Annotated in this window: 14 protein-coding genes; 11 read left to right on the plus strand and 3 right to left on the minus strand. The window is 70.4% G+C overall.

The annotated features are described in order from the left end of the window. Positions 1-17 precede the first annotated feature (17 nt). Entirely contained in the window at positions 18-1,028 is a 1,011-nt protein-coding gene (locus G3I71_RS34355; RefSeq protein ID WP_164320900.1) for a DUF4190 domain-containing protein, read from the plus strand. Between the two features lie 132 nt (positions 1,029-1,160). On the opposite strand, the gene G3I71_RS34360 is transcribed toward G3I71_RS34355, so the two are convergent. Continuing rightward, the gene (locus G3I71_RS34360; protein WP_164320902.1) at positions 1,161-1,802 is read right to left on the minus strand and encodes an NADAR family protein; all 642 of its coding nucleotides are present in this window, start codon (positions 1,800-1,802) and stop codon (positions 1,161-1,163) included. Positions 1,803-1,979: 177 nt separating this feature from the next. Between G3I71_RS34360 and G3I71_RS34365 the strand changes: the two genes are divergently transcribed. The 7 genes from G3I71_RS34365 to G3I71_RS34395 all read left to right on the plus strand — a co-directional run bounded on the left by G3I71_RS34365 (position 1,980) and on the right by G3I71_RS34395 (position 9,858). Further along, positions 1,980-3,503 carry a gamma-aminobutyraldehyde dehydrogenase gene (locus G3I71_RS34365; RefSeq protein ID WP_164320903.1) on the plus strand — a complete coding sequence of 508 codons (1,524 nt, stop codon included), beginning with the start codon at positions 1,980-1,982 and terminating at the stop codon, positions 3,501-3,503. Positions 3,504-3,561: 58 nt separating this feature from the next. Further along, positions 3,562-4,809 (plus strand): spermidine/putrescine ABC transporter substrate-binding protein, encoded by a 1,248-nt coding sequence (locus G3I71_RS34370; protein ID WP_164320906.1) that lies wholly within the window; start codon positions 3,562-3,564, stop codon positions 4,807-4,809. Positions 4,810-4,862: 53 nt separating this feature from the next. Then, on the plus strand, positions 4,863-6,029 hold the full coding sequence (locus G3I71_RS34375) for an ABC transporter ATP-binding protein (RefSeq protein ID WP_164320907.1): 1,167 nt from the start codon (positions 4,863-4,865) through the stop codon (positions 6,027-6,029). After that, on the plus strand, positions 6,029-6,955 hold the full coding sequence (locus tag G3I71_RS34380; protein WP_164320909.1) for an ABC transporter permease: 927 nt from the start codon (positions 6,029-6,031) through the stop codon (positions 6,953-6,955). The genes G3I71_RS34375 and G3I71_RS34380 overlap by 1 nt, the downstream gene beginning before the upstream one ends. Then, positions 6,956-7,771 (plus strand): ABC transporter permease, encoded by an 816-nt coding sequence (locus tag G3I71_RS34385; protein ID WP_164320911.1) that lies wholly within the window; start codon positions 6,956-6,958, stop codon positions 7,769-7,771. 32 nt (positions 7,772-7,803) lie between these two features. Then, positions 7,804-9,237 (plus strand): FAD-binding oxidoreductase, encoded by a 1,434-nt coding sequence (locus G3I71_RS34390; RefSeq protein ID WP_164320913.1) that lies wholly within the window; start codon positions 7,804-7,806, stop codon positions 9,235-9,237. 168 nt (positions 9,238-9,405) lie between these two features. Continuing rightward, positions 9,406-9,858 (plus strand): hypothetical protein, encoded by a 453-nt coding sequence (locus G3I71_RS34395; RefSeq protein WP_164320915.1) that lies wholly within the window; start codon positions 9,406-9,408, stop codon positions 9,856-9,858. Positions 9,859-9,991: 133 nt separating this feature from the next. Here G3I71_RS34395 and G3I71_RS34400 read toward each other — a convergent pair whose 3' ends face one another. Together G3I71_RS34400 and gabT are read right to left on the minus strand one after the other, a co-directional pair. Further along, a complete protein-coding gene (locus G3I71_RS34400; protein WP_343243148.1) occupies positions 9,992-10,690 on the minus strand; it encodes a phosphatase PAP2 family protein in 699 nt (232 codons plus the stop codon). Positions 10,691-11,030: 340 nt separating this feature from the next. After that, complete coding sequence (gabT, locus tag G3I71_RS34405; protein ID WP_164320919.1) at positions 11,031-12,365, minus strand: 4-aminobutyrate--2-oxoglutarate transaminase; 1,335 nt, start codon at positions 12,363-12,365, stop codon at positions 11,031-11,033. 308 nt (positions 12,366-12,673) lie between these two features. Here gabT and G3I71_RS34410 point away from each other — a divergent pair, with 308 nt between their 5' ends. The 3 genes from G3I71_RS34410 to G3I71_RS34420 all read left to right on the plus strand — a co-directional run bounded on the left by G3I71_RS34410 (position 12,674) and on the right by G3I71_RS34420 (position 18,644). Further along, complete coding sequence (locus tag G3I71_RS34410; protein WP_164320920.1) at positions 12,674-15,079, plus strand: ATP/GTP-binding protein; 2,406 nt, start codon at positions 12,674-12,676, stop codon at positions 15,077-15,079. Between the two features lie 97 nt (positions 15,080-15,176). Next, entirely contained in the window at positions 15,177-16,925 is a 1,749-nt protein-coding gene (locus G3I71_RS34415) for a PucR family transcriptional regulator (RefSeq protein ID WP_164320922.1), read from the plus strand. A gap of 264 nt (positions 16,926-17,189) precedes the next feature. Continuing rightward, entirely contained in the window at positions 17,190-18,644 is a 1,455-nt protein-coding gene (locus G3I71_RS34420; protein ID WP_164320924.1) for an aldehyde dehydrogenase family protein, read from the plus strand. Positions 18,645-18,703 lie beyond the last annotated feature (59 nt).

An 18,703-nucleotide genomic window follows, 5' to 3' on the forward strand; every position in this document is an offset into this window, starting at 1 on the left:
ACGAGGGGACCCCACGCATGACCGACGCCGCGCAGCCACCGCACCCACCGGAGAACATCCCCGCGGAGGGGGCGAGTTCCGAGGGCGCGGCGACCGGGGAAACCGTCAGCGAAAGCCCCGCGAGCGGCACCCCCGCGCGGGTCCCGCTGGACAAGCCTCCGGCCGGATCCGCCACCGGCGGCACGACCGTTTCCGACGCCGAGTTCAATCCCTGGGCACCGCCGACAGCGGAGGTCCCTCGCTCGGGTCCGGCCCCTGAGGGCCCCGGCAGCACGGTGTTCTGGAACAACGGCGACACCACCCCGCCACCCCCCGGCGTCCACCACCACCCCACGGTCACCTCGACGCCCGCGGCCACCACGCCCCCGCCGGGCGCCCACACCGGCCCGCCCGTACCCCAGGCCTCCCAGCCCTGGGCCAACCCGTTCGCGCCCCCCGGCGCTTCCGCGGCCGGGACCCCGCAGGACAACCCGTTCGCGCCGCCCACCCCGCACGCCTCCTACGCCCAGCCCGCCGCGCCGGGCGAGCCGGTCCCTCCGCCGCCCATAGCACCCGACGGCCCCGGACAGGCCCCGTACGGCTACCCGTCCTACCCGGCCTATCCGTCCGAACGGCAGGACTACGGCTACCCGCAGCAGTCCGGCTACGTCGTTCCCGGTCCCGCGCAGTCCGTGCCCCCGATGTACGGCGGCACCGGCTACGGCTGGGCCCCCATGGCGCCCCAGCCGATGAACGGCATGGGTACGGCCTCGCTGGTGGTCGGCATCGTCTCGGCTGTCTTCTTCTGCCTCTGGCCGCTGGCGATCATCCTGGGCATCCTCGCCGTGGTGTTCGGCCTGATCGCCCGTGGCAGGGCCCGCCGGGGCCAGGCGACCAACGGGGGCCAGGCGCTGGCCGGGATCATCTGCGGTGGCGTCGCCATCGTCCTCGCCGTGACGGTCGGCGTCCTCGTCATCGCGTTCAACGAAGAGGGGTCCGCGAACGACTTCGACGGCGGTTACTCGACCTCTCTGTCCCAGCAGGTCTAGCGAGCAGGCCCAGTGAGTGGGTCGAACGGGCCGGGTCGAGCAGGCGGAGCCGAGCGGCAGGGAAGGGCGGCCGGTGCGAAATCCGCACCCCGTGTCGGTGGCGTGGGCCCCGGGACAGGCGCCGGCCCAGCCCTAGCCCCGCAACCGTTTCCGTGCCGCCATCAGTGCGAACCCGAGCAGGTTCGGCCCTCGCCACCGCTCGGGGTCCATCGCCGCCTCGTCGTCCGCGGCGAGGCCGATGCCCCACACGCGGTCGACCGGGCTCGCCTCGACCAGTACACGCTCGCCCGTGCCCAGCAGAAAGCCTTGCAGGTCACTGTGGGCGGCGAACTTGTGGACGCTTCCCTCGACCACGATCTCGAACCGCTCGCGCTTCCACACGGCCTCGTCGAAGCCGCGCACGAGCCGGCCGGCCTTCTTCGCCAGTGCCGGGTTCGGTGCCGAGATCGCCCGTTGCTCCGCCTCCGCGTCCTCGAACAGGCGGGCCTTGGCGGCCATCATCCAGTGCTCGGCCGTCGCGTAATCCACCCCGTCGACCGAAAACGCGGCCGGCCACCACTGGCTGAGACAGCTCGCCCCCACGCGGCCGTCCGGGCGGGGGCGGTGTCCCCAGAAGTGCAGGTACTTGACCCGGGCCCCCGCACGGACTTCCCTGGTCAGGTCCTCCAATGAATCGATCTGCCCGGACTGCTCCGGGTTGGCGGTGTTCGCGTCTTTGGCGGTGTTCGCAGCGAGTTTCCCCATGCACGCGAGTCTTGCAGCCACCACTGACATCGCGTCCCTCCATTTCCCATCCCGCTGGACACCTCGTCGACAGATTCCGTCGCGTAACCAAAAGGAAACAACGGAATCACTTGTTGGAGGACATTTACTCTGTCAGGATCGGCACTCAAATCGACCTGGAGCTACGTTGACCCCCGCAGCACGGGGCGGGCGACGGAGGAGAGCGACATGCACATTCCGGGCCATCGCTTCCCGGCACAGGAGCGGCTCGCGGCCGGCGCGCAGTACATCGCGGGCCGTCTGACACGCGGCACCTCGGGCCGTACGCACGCGGTCGTCGATCCAGCCACCGGCGACGCGGTCTACACGTACGAGCTGGCCGGTCACGACGACGTGGACGCCGCCGTCGCCGCCGCACGCGCGGCCTTCCCCGGCTGGGCCGGGGCCACCCCGGGCGAGCGTTCCGACGCGCTGCACCGCTTCGCCGCGGTCGTCGCCGAGCGCGCCGAGGAGTTCGCGCGCGCCGAGTCCCTCCAGTGCGGCAAACCGCTCAAGCTGACCCGCGAGTTCGACGTGCCGGGGACCATCGACAACACCGCGTTCTTCGCCGGCGCCGCGCGGCACCTCCAGGGACAGTCGGCCGGGGAGTACTCCGGTGACCACACCTCGTACGTCCGCCGGGAGCCCATCGGTGTCGTCGGGTCCATCGCGCCCTGGAACTATCCCCTCCAGATGGCCGCCTGGAAGATCCTCCCGGCGATCGCGGCCGGCAACACGATCGTGCTCAAGCCCGCCGAGCTGACCCCGCTGACCTCGCTCCTCTTCGCCGAGGCGGCCACCGCGGCCGGCATTCCGGACGGGGTGATCAATGTCGTCACCGGGACCGGCAAAGAAGCCGGTGAGTACCTCGTCGGGCATCCCGATGTCGTCATGACGTCCTTCACCGGGTCCACCGCGGTCGGCAAGCGTGTCGCCGAGGTCGCCACCGCCACCGTCAAGCGGCTCCATCTGGAACTGGGCGGCAAGGCACCCTTCGTCGTCTTCGACGACGCCGATCTCGACGCCGCCGTCAACGGGGCTGTCGCGGGCTCGCTCATCAACACCGGGCAGGACTGCACGGCCGCCACGCGCGCGTACGTGCAACGGCCGCTGTACGAGGAGTTCGTCGCGAGAACGGCCGCCCTCATGGACACCGTCCGGCTCGGTGATCCGTTCGCCGCGGGCACCGATCTCGGGCCGCTCATCTCGCACGCGCAGCGCGACCGGGTCGCCGGTTTCGTCGAGCGGGCGCGTGCCTACGCGCGCGTGGTGGCAGGCGGCGAGGTTCCCGAGGGGGAGCTGAAGAGCGGCGCCTACTACCGGCCCACACTGATCGCCGACGCCGCCCAGGACAGCGAGATCGTCCAGTCCGAGATCTTCGGGCCGGTGCTCGTCGTCCTGCCCTTCGACACCGACGACGAGGGCATCCGGCTCGCCAACGACACGCCCTACGGGCTGGCCGCCTCCGTCTGGAGCCGGGACGTCTACCGGGCGAACCGCGCCACCCGCGAGATCAAGGCGGGCTGCGTGTGGGTCAACGACCACATTCCGATCATCAGCGAGATGCCCCACGGCGGGTACAAGGCGTCCGGCTTCGGCAAGGACATGTCCACGTACTCGTTCGAGGAGTACACACAGATCAAGCACGTCATGTTCGACAACACCGCGATTGCCCGCAAGGACTGGCACCGCACGATCTTCGGGGACCGCTGACAGGACACAGGCCGACCGACCAGCGGCCGAATCACCCTCCCGAAAGGGCATCACGCGCATGGAGCAGTACGAGCCCGACCGCCTTTCCCCTGCCCAGGTGGCCGCCATGCGGCGCAGCTTCCGCAACGGCAGGGCCGCCCTGACCCGCCGGTCCCTGCTGCGAGCCTCCGCGGGCGGCGCCCTGGTGGCCGGCGGCCTCGGTGCGCTGACCGGCTGCGGCATCCCCGCGGCCGGCCAGACCGCGGGAGGCGTCTCCGCGGACGACCACTCGGCCAAGGAGAAGACCGTCAACTTCTCCAACTGGACCGAGTACATGGACGTCGACGAGAGCGAAAAGCACCACCCCACGCTCGACGCGTTCACCGAGCGGACCGGCATCAAGGTCAAGTACACCGAGGACATCAACGACAACGTCGAGTTCTTCGGCAAGATCAAACCGCAGCTCGCGGCGGGCCAGGACACCGGCCGGGACATCATCGTCCTCACCGACTGGCTGGCCGGCCGGCTGATCAGGCTCGGCTGGGTCCAGAAGCTGGACGCCTCGAACCTCCCGCACGCCTTCGCGAACCTGTCACAGCAGTTCCGCAGCCCCGACTGGGACCCGGGCCGCGCCTACTCCTACCCCTGGCAGGGCATCTCGACCGTCATCGCCTACAACAAGAAGGCGCTGGACGGCGTCGAGGTGAAGTCGGTCTCCGACATGCTCGACAACCCCAAGCTGAAGGGGCGTGTCGGGTTCCTCTCCGAGATGCGCGACAGCATCGGTATGACCCTGCTCGACATGGGCAAGGACCCGGCGAAGTTCACCGACGACGACTACGACGCGGTCGTGGCCCGGCTCCAGAAGGCCGTCGACAAGGGCCAGATCCGCCGCTTCTCCGGCAACGACTACACGGCCGACCTGACCTCGGGCGACTTCGCGGCCTGTATCGCCTGGGCGGGTGACGTGGTCCAGCTCAAGGCGGACAGCCCGGACATCGACTTCATCATCCCGGACAGCGGCTACATCACGTCGAGCGACAACATGCTGATCCCCAACAGGGCGCGCCACAAGACGAACGCCGAGCGGCTCATGGACTACTACTACGAGCCCCAGCCGGCCGCCGAACTGGCCGCGTACATCAACTACGTGTGTCCCGTCGACGGAGTGAAGCCCTACCTCGCGAAGATCGACAAGGACGCGGCGGACAACCCGCTGATCATTCCCGACGCGGCGATGGCCGCGAAGTCCCACGCCTTCCGGTTGCTGAGCCAGAAGGAAGAGACGGCGTACGAGGAGAAGTTCGCGAAGTTGACAGGGGCGTAGCCACTCCTGCCCCCAGCGGTGCGAAACCCCTCCGACTCCCCAAGGACCACACCATGACCAGCACCAGCACAGCAGACCACGGCGGCGACGTCCGTCTCTCCGGGATCAGCAAGACCTACGGCTCCTTCACCGCCGTACACCCCCTCGACCTCACCGTCCCCCAGGGCTCCTTCTTCGCGCTGCTCGGTGCCTCCGGCTGCGGCAAGACCACCACCCTGCGGATGATCGCCGGCCTGGAGGAACCTTCCTCCGGGACCGTCTTCCTGGGCGACCAGGAGGTCACGAACCTGCCGCCGTACAAGCGGCCGGTGAACACCGTCTTCCAGTCGTACGCCCTCTTCCCGCACCTCGACATCTTCGAGAACGTCGCCTTCGGTCTGCGCCGGCGCGGCGTCAAGTCGGTGAAGAAGCAGGTCGAGGACATGCTGGAGCTCGTACAGCTCGGCGAGCAGGCGCGCAAGAAACCGCACCAGCTCTCCGGCGGCCAGCAGCAGCGGGTCGCCGTGGCCCGCGCGCTGATCAACACCCCCAGGGTGCTGCTCCTCGACGAACCGCTCGGCGCCCTCGACCTCAAGCTGCGCCGCCAGATGCAGCTGGAGCTGAAGCGCATCCAGACCGAGGTCGGCATCACGTTCGTCCATGTCACGCACGACCAGGAGGAGGCCATGACGATGGCCGACACGGTCGCTGTGATGAACGCGGGCCGGGTCGAGCAGCTCGGGTCGCCCGCCGATCTCTACGAGAACCCGCAGACCACCTTCGTCGCGAACTTCCTCGGCACCTCCAACCTCATCGAGGCCGAGGTGGACGCCAAGAGCGGTGACGAGATCGTCCTCAAGGCGGGCGGCGGCAAACTCCTGCTCCCCGAGGCCCGATGTTCCGCGCCGACCAGGACCGGCGGCAAGGTGCTGGTCGGGGTCCGCCCCGAGAAGATCTCCCTGACGCACGCGGACGACGCCGGTGACATCCCGGCCGGCCGCAACCGCATCACCGGGAAGATCGCCGCCACCAGTTTCATCGGCGTCTCCACGCAGTACGTCATCGACAGCCCCGTCTGCCCCGAGTTCGAGGTGTACGTCCAGAACATCGACCGCGACGCCAGGCTGGCCCCGGGTGCGGAGGTCGTCCTGCACTGGAACCCGGCCCACACCTTCGGCCTGGACGCGGATCAGGACATAGACGCGGGCGTCGAGACGGTCGACGAAGAGGCGGTTGCCTGATGGCCACCGCGACCGCCGACGCGCCGCCCCTGGTGCCGACGCCGACGAAGAAGCCCCCGCGCCGAAGAGGCCGCTGGACGCCGTACTGGCTGCTCCTGCCCGGTCTGCTCTGGCTGTTCGTGTTCTTCGCGCTGCCGATGGTCTACCAGGCCTCCACGTCCGTGCAGACGGGCTCGCTGGAGGAGGGCTACAAGGTCACCTGGCACTTCGCGACCTACTGGGACGCCCTGACCGACTACTGGCCGCAGTTCCTGCGCTCGGTGCTGTACGCGGGCGCCGCCACGATCCTCTGCCTGGTGCTGGGCTATCCGCTCGCGTATCTGATCGCGTTCCGCGCGGGCCGCTGGCGCAACCTGATCATGATCCTGGTCATCGCGCCGTTCTTCACCAGCTTCCTGATCCGTACGCTCGCCTGGAAGACGATCCTGGCGGACGGCGGCCCGGTCGTCGGCGCCCTCAACTCGCTGCACGTCCTGGACGTCACCAGCTGGCTCGGCATCACGGCCGGGGACCGGGTGCTGGCGACGCCGCTCGCGGTGGTGTGCGGTCTGACGTACAACTTCCTGCCGTTCATGATCCTGCCGCTCTACACCTCGCTCGAACGCATCGACGGGCGGCTGCACGAAGCGGCCGGCGACCTCTACGCCAGGCCGTTCACGACCTTCCGCAAGGTCACCTTCCCGCTGTCCATGCCGGGTGTCGTCTCCGGCACGCTGCTCACCTTCATCCCGGCGAGCGGCGACTACGTCAACGCCGACCTGCTCGGCTCCACCGACACCCGCATGATCGGCAACGTCATCCAGACGCAGTTCCTGCGCATCCTCGACTATCCGACGGCCGCCGCGCTCTCCTTCATCCTCATGGCCGCGATCCTCATCATGGTGACTCTCTACATCCGCAAGTCCGGGACGGAGGACCTGGTTTAAATGGCCTTCGTGAATTCGATCGGGCGCTGGCTCAAGAGCCATTTCGTCGTCATCGCGGGACTCGTCACACTCGGCTATCTGCTGCTGCCGAACGTCGTCGTCACGGTGTTCTCCTTCAACAAACCGAAGGGCCGCTTCAATTACGAGTGGCAGCAGTTCTCGACGGACGCCTGGCGTGATCCCTGCGGGGTCGCCGGCATGTGCGGCTCGCTCTCGCTCAGCCTGCGGATCGCCTTCTGGGCGACCGTCGGGGCGACGGTCCTCGGCACGATGATCGCCTTCGCGCTGGTGCGGTACCGCTTCCGCGCGCGGGGCGCCGTCAACTCCCTGATCTTCCTCCCCATGGCGATGCCCGAGGTCGTCATGGCGGCCTCGCTGCTCACCCTGTTCCTCAACCTGGGCGCGCAGCTGGGCTTCTGGACGATCCTGATCGCCCACATCATGTTCTGCCTCAGCTTCGTCGTCGTCGCCGTGAAGGCACGCGTGATGTCGATGGACCCGCGCCTTGAGGAGGCCGCGCGGGACCTCTACGCGGGCCCGGTGCAGACCTTCGTACGCGTCACCCTGCCCATCGTCGCCCCCGGAATCGCGGCGGGCGCGCTGCTCGCCTTCGCGCTCTCCTTCGACGATTTCATCATCACCAATTTCAACGCGGGCTCGACCGTCACCTTCCCCATGTTCGTCTGGGGTTCGGCGCAGCGCGGAACACCCGTTCAGATCAATGTCATCGGTACGGCCATGTTCCTGATCGCCGTACTGTTCGTACTGACCGGAATGGTCATCGGCAACCGCCGAAACAGGCAGAAGAGCGCATAGCCTTTCCTCGTCATTCGTAGGGAGTTGGAATCATGGCCCCAAGCGCCATGACCCATGGAAACGTAAATCGCTGGACGAAATCCCTTTCGGACGCCCAGCCGGTCGCGTACTGGCTGGACGATCCCGGCAAGCCGCACCCCGAGCCCGCCCTCACCGGCGCCGAGAGCTGCGATCTGCTGGTGGTGGGCGGCGGGTACAGCGGGCTGTGGACCGCGCTGATCGCCAAGGAGCGCGACCCGCAGCGGGACGTCGTGCTCGTCGAGGGCCGCGAGGCGGGCTGGGCCGCCTCGGGCCGCAACGGCGGCTTCTGCGCCGCCTCCCTCACCCACGGCCTGGCGAACGGCCTGGCCCGCTGGCCGGACGAGATCCACCGGCTCCAGGAACTCGGCGCGCGGAACCTGGACGAGATCGAGAAGTCGGTCGCCCGGCACTCCCTCGACTGCGACTTCGAACGCACCGGCGAGATCGACGTCGCCACCGAGCCGCACCAGGCCACCGAACTCCGCGCCTGGTACGAGGAGCTGACGGGCAAAGGCCTCGCGACCGGCATGGAGTTCCTGGACACGGAGGCGGTACGGGAACAGGTCGCGTCCCCCACCTTCCTGGCCGGCCTGCACGACCGCACCGGTGTCGCCATGCTCAACCCGGCGAAACTGGCCTGGGGCCTGAAGAGGGCCTGCCTGCGGCTCGGCGTCCGCGTCTACGAGCACACCCCGGCCCTCACCCTGCGGACGTACGGCGCCGGTATGGCCGTACGCACGCCGTACGGGTCGATCCGGGCCCGCCGGATCGCGCTCGGTACGAACATCTTTCCGAACCTGGTGAAGCGCGTACGGGCGTACACGGTCCCGGTCTACGACTACGCGCTGATGACCGAACCCCTGAACGAGACGCAGCTCGCCGACATCGGCTGGCGGAACCGGCAGGGCCTGGGGGACAGCGCCAACCAGTTCCACTACTTCCGGCTGAGCGCCGACAACCGCATCCTGTGGGGCGGCTACGACGCGATCTATCCGTACGGCGGCCGGGTGCGCGCCGAGTACGACGACCGCCCGGAGACCTACGCCAAGCTGGCCGACCACTTCTTCACCTGCTTCCCGCAGCTGGAGGGCGTCCGCTTCACGCATGCGTGGGGCGGCGCGATCGACACCTGCTCGCGCTTTTCGGCGTTCTTCGGCACCGCGCACTCGGGCAGGGTGGCGTACGCGGCGGGGTTCACCGGCCTCGGCGTGGGCGCCACCCGCTTCGGCGCGGACGTGATGCTTGACCTGCTGGCGGGGGAGCGCACGGAGCGTACGTCGCTGGAGATGGTCCGCAGGAAGCCGCTGCCGTTCCCGCCCGAGCCGTTCGCCTGGACGGGCATCGCCCTCACCAAGTGGTCGCTGGCCAGGGCGGACGCACACGGCGGCAGGCGCAACCTGTGGCTGAAGACCATGGATCGGCTGGGGCTGGGGTTCGACAGCTAGGGCGGCCCCAGGGCGCGTGCGGAGCGCAGTGATCCACAGGCGTACGCCCAGCTCATCGGCTGTGATCTGATTCACTCCCACGGTATGGCGGAACCCGCGTAATGCTCCCGGGAAACCTCCCTCTCTCTCGTGACGCGACCAGCGTTCACAGAGAAAGGGAGGTCCCTCATGACAGGGGCGAAAACGGCGGTCGAGTGGCTGGCGTCCGTTGCTCCGGATCCCGAGGCCTGTCGCTGGGAATGGGAGCGCAATCCCCTGGGGATCGCGCTGCTGCCCGCAGGCAAGGCCTGGGACGTACTGATCCTGCCGGGTGAACTCGGCTACCCGACCCTCGACGTCCTCTCCCGTGTCATCGACCAGCCCGGCCCGGTGCTCGTCGACTTCGGCGACTCCCGGATGGGGTTCTTCGTGCCACCGGGCACCGCGGCCCGCTGGCTGGGCACGGGGGTGCGTACGGCGGGACGCGGCACGTGGATCGTCGTCCCGTACCCGGGACGCGCGACCGGCGGCGTCCGCTGGCTGATCCCGCCGGACGGCTCCGGCACCCTCACCGACCCGGCACTCCTCGAACTGGCCATGCACGAGGCGGCGGCGGGTCTGGCGACCGACGAAGGCAGGTGATGCCCGAGACTCTCGCGGTTGTCTGATTCCCGCGTGACCACGCTCTCGTCGGCCGTCCGTGCGGTCGACGCGAACCGTGGGCATGTGGTGCGTAGGCGTGTCGTCCGGTGTGCCGCACAGCCAACAGCTGGGATCAGGGTGAAGGCGAATGTGAAGGCGAAGGCCTGCGGACGAACAGCCGCAGCAGGATCAGCAGCGCCCCGCACAGGCACCAGCTCGCCACCACGTCCAGCGGCCAGTGGTAACCGCGGACGACCAGCCCGACGGCGACGGCGGCGTTGAGAGCGAGGCAGCCGATCAGGACGAGCCGACGGGCGTACGTACGGCGCAGCCACGGCAGCAGGAGCAGCGTGGCGGAGCCGTAGGCCACGACGGCTGTCGCGGTGTGACCGGAGGGGTAGAACCCGGTGCCGGGACCCATGACCGGCGGCCCGGACCGGGCGACCAGTTCCTTCATCGGAACGACGATCGCCGGTACGGCCGCCATCAGCACAGCCGCGCCGACCGGTTCCCGCCACCAGCGTTCCGTACCCGCGCGGCGTGCGCGCAGACCGACGTACACCAGGACCACGACGAGGACGGGAACGGCGACCACGATGCTGCCGAGGTCGGCGAGGAGGGCCCAGCCGCGGGACGGGTGGACGAGTGAACCGCTGAGGCGTTCGTCCGCGCGGGCCAGGGGGCCGTGGACGGCGACCTGCCAGGTGATCAGCGCGAAGAGGACGACCGCGAGGGTCAGTGCGGAGAGAGGACTCCGAAGACTCCGAGAAGTCGGCCACCCTGGAACAGGGGGGGGAGTTCCAGGGCGGCCGATCAGGCCGGGTCGTCGCACGCCCCGGGGGGTTTGGGGCGGGCGACTGTCCGACCGGTGAGGAGACCCGGAACCAGAAGTTCCGGTGGTGTGCGCGAGGGCACGACCGGATCGAAGCTGGGGAGGCCCCGACCAGGTACCACCCACAGTTTCCTGCGAGCGGGGTGTATCTCTCATCTGGATAGAACCTACGGCAGGGGACGGGTATCGGACAGGCGGAATCGCATCCCGCCATCCTCCTCGCACACCTTCTTCACACGCTCTGACGGTGCCCGCACGGGCACCGGAAACAAGCGGAATCCGGGCCCGTCGGCCGGCAGGAACGGGTGGGGCGGAGGGGCGCAGGAGCGCCGAGAGCGCGTCAGACGCTGGTGAAGGCCTGCTCGATGATGTCGAGACCCTCGTTCAGGAGGTCCTCGCCGATCACCAGCGGGGGCAGGAAGCGGAGGACGTTGCCGTACGTGCCACAGGTGAGGACCACCAGACCCTCCTGGTGACAGGCCTTGGCCAGAGCGGCGGTCGCCTCCGGATGGGGCTCCTTGGTGGTGCGGTCCTTGACCAGTTCGATGGCGATCATGGCGCCCCGGCCCCGGATATCACCGATGACCTCGTACTTCTCGGCCATGGCGGTCAGCCGGGCCTTCATGACGGCCTCGATGTGCTTGGCCCTGGCGTTGAGGTCGAGCTCCTTCATCGTCTCGATCGAGCCGAGCGCGCCCGCACAGGCGACAGGGTTTCCGCCGTAGGTACCGCCCAGGCCACCCGCGTGCGCGGCGTCCATGATCTCGGCGCGCCCGGTGACGGCGGCGAGCGGCAGCCCGCCCGCGATGCCCTTCGCGGTGGTGATCAGATCGGGCACGATGCCCTCGTCCTCGCACGCGAACCACTGCCCGGTCCGGCAGAACCCGGACTGGATCTCGTCGGCGACGAAGACGATGCCGTTGTCGGCGGCGAACTTCCGGATCGCCGGCAGAAACCCCTTCGCGGGCTCGATGAAGCCGCCCTCGCCGAGCAACGGCTCGATGATGATCGCGGCGACGTTGTCCGCCCCGACCTGCTTGCTGATCTGGTCGACGGCCTGCGCGGCGGCCTCGGGGCCCGCGTTCTCGGGGCCGGTGGGCCAGCGGTAGCCGTAGGCGACGGGTACGCGGTACACCTCGGGCGCGAACGGCCCGAAGCCGTGCTTGTACGGCATGTTCTTCGAGGTGAGGGCCATGGTGAGGTTCGTACGCCCGTGGTAGCCGTGGTCGAACACGACGACGGCCTGCCGCTTGGTGTAGGCGCGGGCGATCTTGACCGCGTTCTCGACGGCCTCGGCACCACTGTTGAACAGGGCGCTCTTCTTGGCGTGGTCGCCCGGTGTCAGCTCGGCGAGCGCCTCGGCGACCTCGACGTACCCCTCGTACGGCGTGACCATGAAACAGGTGTGCGTGAAGTCGGCGAGCTGGGCGGTGGCCCGGCGTACGACCGCCTCGGCGCTGGCGCCGACCGACGTCACGGCGATGCCGGACCCGAAGTCGATCAGCCGGTTGCCGTCGACGTCCTCGATGATCCCGCCGCCCGCCCGGGCCGTGAAGACGGGCAGCACCGAGCCGACACCGGCCGCGACGGCGGCGAGACGCCGGGCCTGGAGCTCCTGCGACTTCGGGCCGGGGATTGCGGTGACTACGCGGCGCTCCTGGGGGAGGGAGGTCATGAGGGGCTCCTGAGGGCGTGACGGACGCGAGGTTGAGGTGGGGCTGACGCGGGACTTTCGCCGCGACTCTCTTCGCAGGCTAGGCCTGGGAGGTGGGGGCGGGCATGCACCGTTTGGGAGTGGTGGGGGCGTGTCGTTGTCCTTGGTGGACAGAGGGGTGCCCCCTTGAAGAGCCTCGAAGCATGGGGTGCGCGTCAGGGTCCGCTCCGTGTGGTCGGCCCGGTAAGCGGTGAACTCCCCTTGTGGGAGCGTTAGATTGACCGTTGTCGACCGATGGTGGTCGGAACGGCTGGTCAGGGGGCAGGGCGATGGACAGCGACGGGACGCAGGACGCGCGGGGTACGCATGCGAATCCTGTGCCGCGTCCGGCGGGGCCGCCGGACGTGCCATCGGTGCCGCCCCGGCCGGGGCGGGCGCCACGGCCGATCGAGCAGGGGGCGCCGCAGGGCGCGCCCGCTCGTGCGTCCGTCGCCGAGTGGCTCAACGAGCCACGGCCCGACACCGAGCCCGGGATCTGGCGGTACGGGTACCGGCTGCCGAAGGGGGCGCAGGCGGCGGAACGTCTCTCCCCGGTCACCGTCGTCGGGCTGCTGGTGCCGCTCGTCGTGGGGCTGTTCCTGTGGTCGCTGTGGCGGCGGGGCGCGATGCCGTACGAGTCGGTGCTGCTGAAGCTGTTCACGCCGGAGGACTGGTGGTGGGGCGGGACCGTCTCGCCCAAGGGGTGGGAGGGCAGCGCGGCCGTCCTCGTCTACAACGGGGCCTTCTTTCTCGTACTGCTCTATGCCATGGGCCGGCTCGGCAGCTGGCCCGACATCGCCCGGCACTTCGTCGGGCGTCGGCCACAGCCCGCGCGGGCTCTGCTCGCGGCACTCGGGGCGCTCGTCACGCTCAGCTTCGTGTTTCCCAACGCCTTTCCGGGCGCCGGCTGGGACGCCCTGCCGATCGTCGACGCGGTCGTCGCCCTCGTCGCGTTGATCTCCGGCGGGTTCGATGTGTTCGCGTCGACCGCCTTCAAGGTCGGCCTCTACACCGTCATCACCCTGCTCGTCGTATGGCCGTTCGCGCGGATCGGGGGCTGGTGGGCGTACGCGAAGGAGCGGCTCGCAGCCCGCAAGGCCGCCGCCGGGCCCACCGGACCCGCACCCGCCGACCGGCCGCGCGAGCAGTGGCCCGACCTGCGGGAGGCCGGCCAGTACGAGGCCGCCGAGCTGCTCACCGCCGAGGTGACCGGCGGTCGTATGAACGACGTGGACTGCGCCCGGGTCGAGCACGCGTGGACGCTCGCCCGGCGGGACGGGCTGCTCCCGGGCTTCCGGGACACCGTGCTGCGGCAGGGCGCGGCGGCCTGGGTCCACCCCTCCGGAGCCCGGGACCTGGCCCGGCGTACCGCGCCCCACGACCTGGCCGCGGGGCAGGTGCGCATCGGGCGGTGGGTGGCGGCCGAGCGGGCCCCCCTCGTCTATCAGGGTGCCGGCGCCGCTCTCGGGCCCGACGTGCTGGGCACGTCCCTGCTCGCGATCGGACCGTCGGGTGCGGGCAAGACACGGCATCTGATCGAACCGGTGGCCGAGGCGCTGGCTCTGCGGGCGCTCACCGGGCAGTGCGCGTTCGTCACGGTGTCCGCGCCGGGGACGCCGCTCGCCGCGGATTCGGGGTTCGACGTCGTCGTACGGATCGGTGACCGTTCGTCCGTCCACGACCTCGACCCGTACGCCGACTCCGACGACGCCGACGAGGCGGCCTCCTTCCTCGCCGAGGCGCTGGTCGGCGACCTCGACACCGTCGGCACCGAGAGCGCGGCCACCGCCCTCGCCCAGGTGCTCGGCCCCTACCGGGCTGCCCACGGACGCTTCCCGGCCCTGCCGGTGCTGCGGGAACTGCTGGAGAGCGACCCGGCCGCGCTGTCCGGCCTGCGGGACGCCCTGGCGGGAGGCGAGTTCACCGTCATGCGGCGCGAACTCGACGTACGCATCCGGCAGGCGGCGAGCCCGACGGACGTCGGCCGGGCCCTCGCCGACCGGCTCGCGCTGCTGAACCGGCCGGTCTTCGACGGCTTCTTCGGCGGGGGCGGCACGGCCCGGCCCTTCTCCCTGCGCTCCCTCGCCCAGTACCCGCTGCGCGTCCGCGTCGACCTCCCCGAGCACGGCCACGAGGAGGCAGCCCGGCTGATCACGCGGCTCGTCCTCGCCCAGTTCTGCGCGGTCGTACGCGACGGACGGCGCCCCCACTTCGCCTGCCTGGTCCTCGACGACGCCACCGGGACGGTCACCGCCGGTTCGGTACGCCGAGTCCAGCGGCTGCGGACCCAGAACGCGGGCGTCGTCCTCGCCCTGCGGACGATCGGCGACGTCCCGGAGGTGCTGCACGGGCCGCTCTACGGTGCTGTCGGCTGCCATATGGCGTTCTCCGGCGTGACGACCTGGGACGGCGGCCGGTTCGCCCAGGCCTGGGGCACGGCCTGGGTCGAGACCCGGGACGTGGCCAAGCACACCGTCTTCGCGGACCAGCCGATGACCCGCGCCATCCACGCCCTGCGCAAGCTGGTCACCGGCAAGGCGGTCACGACCGATGCCGTGACCGTACGTACGGTCGAACGGGAGCGCTGGTCGGCGTCCGAACTGGCGCACGAGGTGCCGCCCGGACACGCGGTGCTGTCACTGACGACCGTCGAGGGCGAGCATGCCCCTCCACTGTTGGTGAATCTGCGGGGCTGAGCGGAGCGCACGGTACGTACGGTGAGGCAGAATCGGCGCAGGCTGTTCATACACGGCGGCCAAAAGTTCACGGAGATCACCCAGACCTGAAGGCCTCATGCCCCCGACGCTCGCCTCGCTCGTCCACCACTCCGCGCTCAAGCTGACCGTGCGGGCGGGCGGGGACCGCCTGGACGTACCCGTGCGCTGGGCGCACGTCAGCGAACTGGCCGACCCCGTCCCCTACATGGAGGGCGGGGAGCTGCTCCTGATCACAGCCCTCCAGCTGGACGCCGAGGACGCCGAGGTCATGCGGCGCTATGTGAAACGGCTGGTCGGGGCAGGTGTCGTCGGACTCGGCTTCGCCGTCGGGGTCAACTACGCGGACATCCCGAAGGCGGTCGTCGAGGCGGCGGAGCACGAGGGGCTCCCGCTCCTCGAAGTCCCGCGCCGCACGCCCTTCCTCGCCATCAGCAAGGCGGTGTCGGCAGCCATCGCCGCCGACCAGTACCGGGCGGTGACCGCCGGATTCGCGGCGCAGCGCGAGCTGACCCGGCAGGCGCTGAGTGACGGCCCGGAAGGCCTGCTCGCCTCGCTCGCCTCTCAGGTCGACGGCTGGGCCGCGTTGTACGACGCCTCGGGCGCCGTCGTCGCCACCGCGCCCGAGTGGGCCGGGCGACGGGCGGCGCGGCTCACGGCCGACGTGGAACGGCTGCGGGAGCGGCCCGCGCCGGCGAGTGCGGTGGTGGGTGCGGGCGGCGGGGACGACGACGGAGAGCGGGACCGGGTCGAGCTGCACTCCCTCGGCACCGGACGCCGGCCGCGCGCCGCACTGGCCGTCGGCACGGCCGCCACGCTGGGTACGGCTGAGCGGTACGCCCTTCACTCGGCCATCGCCCTGCTGACGCTCACCACCGAGCGGTCCCGTTCCCTCCAGGCCGCCGAGCAGCGCATCGGGGTCGCCGTGCTGCGCATGCTGCTGGCCGGCGAACCCGACCACGCGCGCGCCGTCGCCGGTGACCTGTACGGCGAGCTGCTCGACGCGCCGTACCGGATCGTCGTCGCCGAGTCGGCGTCTTCTCCGGCGGGGGCGCCGGTGGGGACGGGATCGGTGAGCAGGCCCACGGCCGGTGCTCTGGTCGCCGCCGAGACGAACGGCGATCCGCTGGGCGGGCTCACCGAGTGCCTGGAGTCGGCCGCCGCGCGGGCCGGGGAGGCGGTGCTGGTGGTGCCGGAGGGAGAGCGCTTGGTGGTGCTCGCGGTGGACGGGGGCGCGGCGGTGGGGGCCTGTGAGGAGTTCGCCGCGGCGTTGGAGGGGGCCCGGGCGGACGTCAGGGAGCGACGGGCTACGGATACCGCGGCTTCCGCTTTCGGTTCCTCCGGTGGTTCCGGCTCCGGCGGCTCCAGCGGTTCCAGTGGTTCTTCCGGTGATGAGGACGAGCTTGTGGTGGGGATGTCCGGGCCGGCCGGGCCCATCGCCGCGGCGGCGGCCTACAAGCAGGCCGAGCAGGCGTTGTCGGTGGCCCGGCGGCGGGGGCGGGTGCTCGTCGGGCACGAACAGTTGGCTGCGGGGTCCGTGGTGCCGTTGCTCGCTGACGACGCGGTACGGGCGTTCGCGGACGGGTTGCTGCGGCCGCTGTTCGCGCACGACGCGACGGGACGGGGTGACCTGGTGGCGTCGTTGCGGGCGTGGCTGTCCAGGCACGGACAGTGGGACGCGGCTGCGGCGGACCTTGGTGTGCACCGGCACACGCTGCGGTACCGGATGCGGCGGGTGGAGGAGATTCTGGGGCGGTCGCTGGATGATCCGGACGTGCGGATGGAGTTGTGGCTGGCGCTGAAGACGACGGCGGCGGTGGGGGAGTGAGGCGGGGGTGGGTGGGGTTTTCTTCGCCCCCGCCGCCCCTACCCGTCCCATCCCTCCCCCAGAGGGGGGACCCCCACTGGGGGCTGCGCCCCCAGACCCCCCTTCGGCCCTGAAGGGGCCTCGTCCTCAATCGCCGGACGGGCTGGATGGTGCGGCCGGCGCTGGAATGTCAGCCCCTCACCACGCCAAACCGTCCGACCTCCCACCCCCACCACTCCACCCCGGACAAGTAACCCCCCGCCCTCCCCGCCCTACCGTGTATCCATGACCTCCACGACCGTCACCCACGCCTTCTGGCTCGCCGGCCGCCAGGCCACCGGCGAGACCACCTTCGACGTCACCTCCCCCTGGGGCGGACGCCTCGTCGGCAGGGTCGGCGTGCCGACCGAGGCCCAGGTCGAGGAAGCCGTCGCCGCCGCGTACGCCGTCCGGGACGAGTTCGCCGCGACCCCCGCCCACCTCCGCGCCGCCGCCCTCGACCACGTCAGCCGGCGTCTCGCCGAGCGCACGGAGGAGATCGCCCAGCTCATCTCCGGCGAGAACGGCAAGCCGATCAAGTGGGCCCGCGGCGAGGTCGGCCGGGCCGTCTCCGTGTTCCGGTTCGCCGCCGAGGAAGCCCGGCGTTTCAACGGCGGCGAGGCACAGCGCCTCGACACCGACCCCGGCGGTCAGGGCCGGCTCGCCCTCACCCGGCGCTTCCCCAAGGGCGTCGTCCTCGGCATCGCGCCCTTCAACTTCCCCCTCAACCTGTGCGCCCACAAGATCGCCCCGGCGATCGCGGCAGGCGCCCCCATCATCCTGAAGCCGGCCCCGGCCACGCCCCTCTCCGGCCTGGTCATCGGCGAACTCCTCGCCGAGACCGACCTGCCCGCCGGTTCCTGGAGCATCCTCCCGGTCGCCAACGACCGCATGCCCGACCTTGTACAGGACCCGCGCCTGCCGGTGATCTCGTTCACAGGGTCGGAGAAGGTCGGCTACGCGATCATGGACTCCGTGCCGCGCAAGCACTGCACCCTCGAACTCGGCGGCAACGGCGCGGCGGTCGTCCTCGGCGACTACGCCTCCGACGCCGACCTCGACTGGGCAGCGACCCGTATCGCCACGTTCTCCAACTACCAGGGCGGCCAGTCCTGCATCTCCGTGCAGCGGGTCATCGCGGACGCCTCCGTGTACGACCGGCTGCTGCCCCGCATCGTCGCCGCCGTCGAGGCCCAGGTCACGGGTGACCCGGCCGACGGTGCGACCGACGTCGGGCCGCTGGTCAGCGAGGACGCCGCCAAGCGAGTCGAGACGTGGGTCGACGAGGCGGTACGGGCCGGTGCGAACCTCCTCGTCGGCGGCAAGCGCGACGGCGCCTCCTACGCGCCGACCGTCCTCACCGACGTACCCGCCGATGCCACGATCGCCTGCGAGGAGGTCTTCGGCCCGGTCCTCACCGTGCTGAAGGTGGAGGGCGAGGCCGAGGCCTTCGCCGCCGCCAACGACTCCAAGTACGGCCTCCAGACAGGCGTGTTCACCCACGACCTCCAGGTCGCCTTCCGGGCCCACCGTGCCCTGGAGGTCGGCGGTGTCGTCATCGGCGACGTGCCGTCCTACCGCGCCGACCAGATGCCGTACGGCGGCGCCAAGCAGTCCGGTGTCGGCCGCGAGGGCGTCAGGTTCGCGATGGACGACTACACGTACGAGCGTGTCCTCGTACTGACGGGCCTTGCCCTCTAGATAATGGGAACCGTTTCCACATACACTCGCCGATGACGCGAACGCGCCGTCACGAAAGG

Source organism: Streptomyces sp. SID12501 (assembly GCF_010550245.1).
GTDB lineage: Bacteria > Actinomycetota > Actinomycetes > Streptomycetales > Streptomycetaceae > Streptomyces.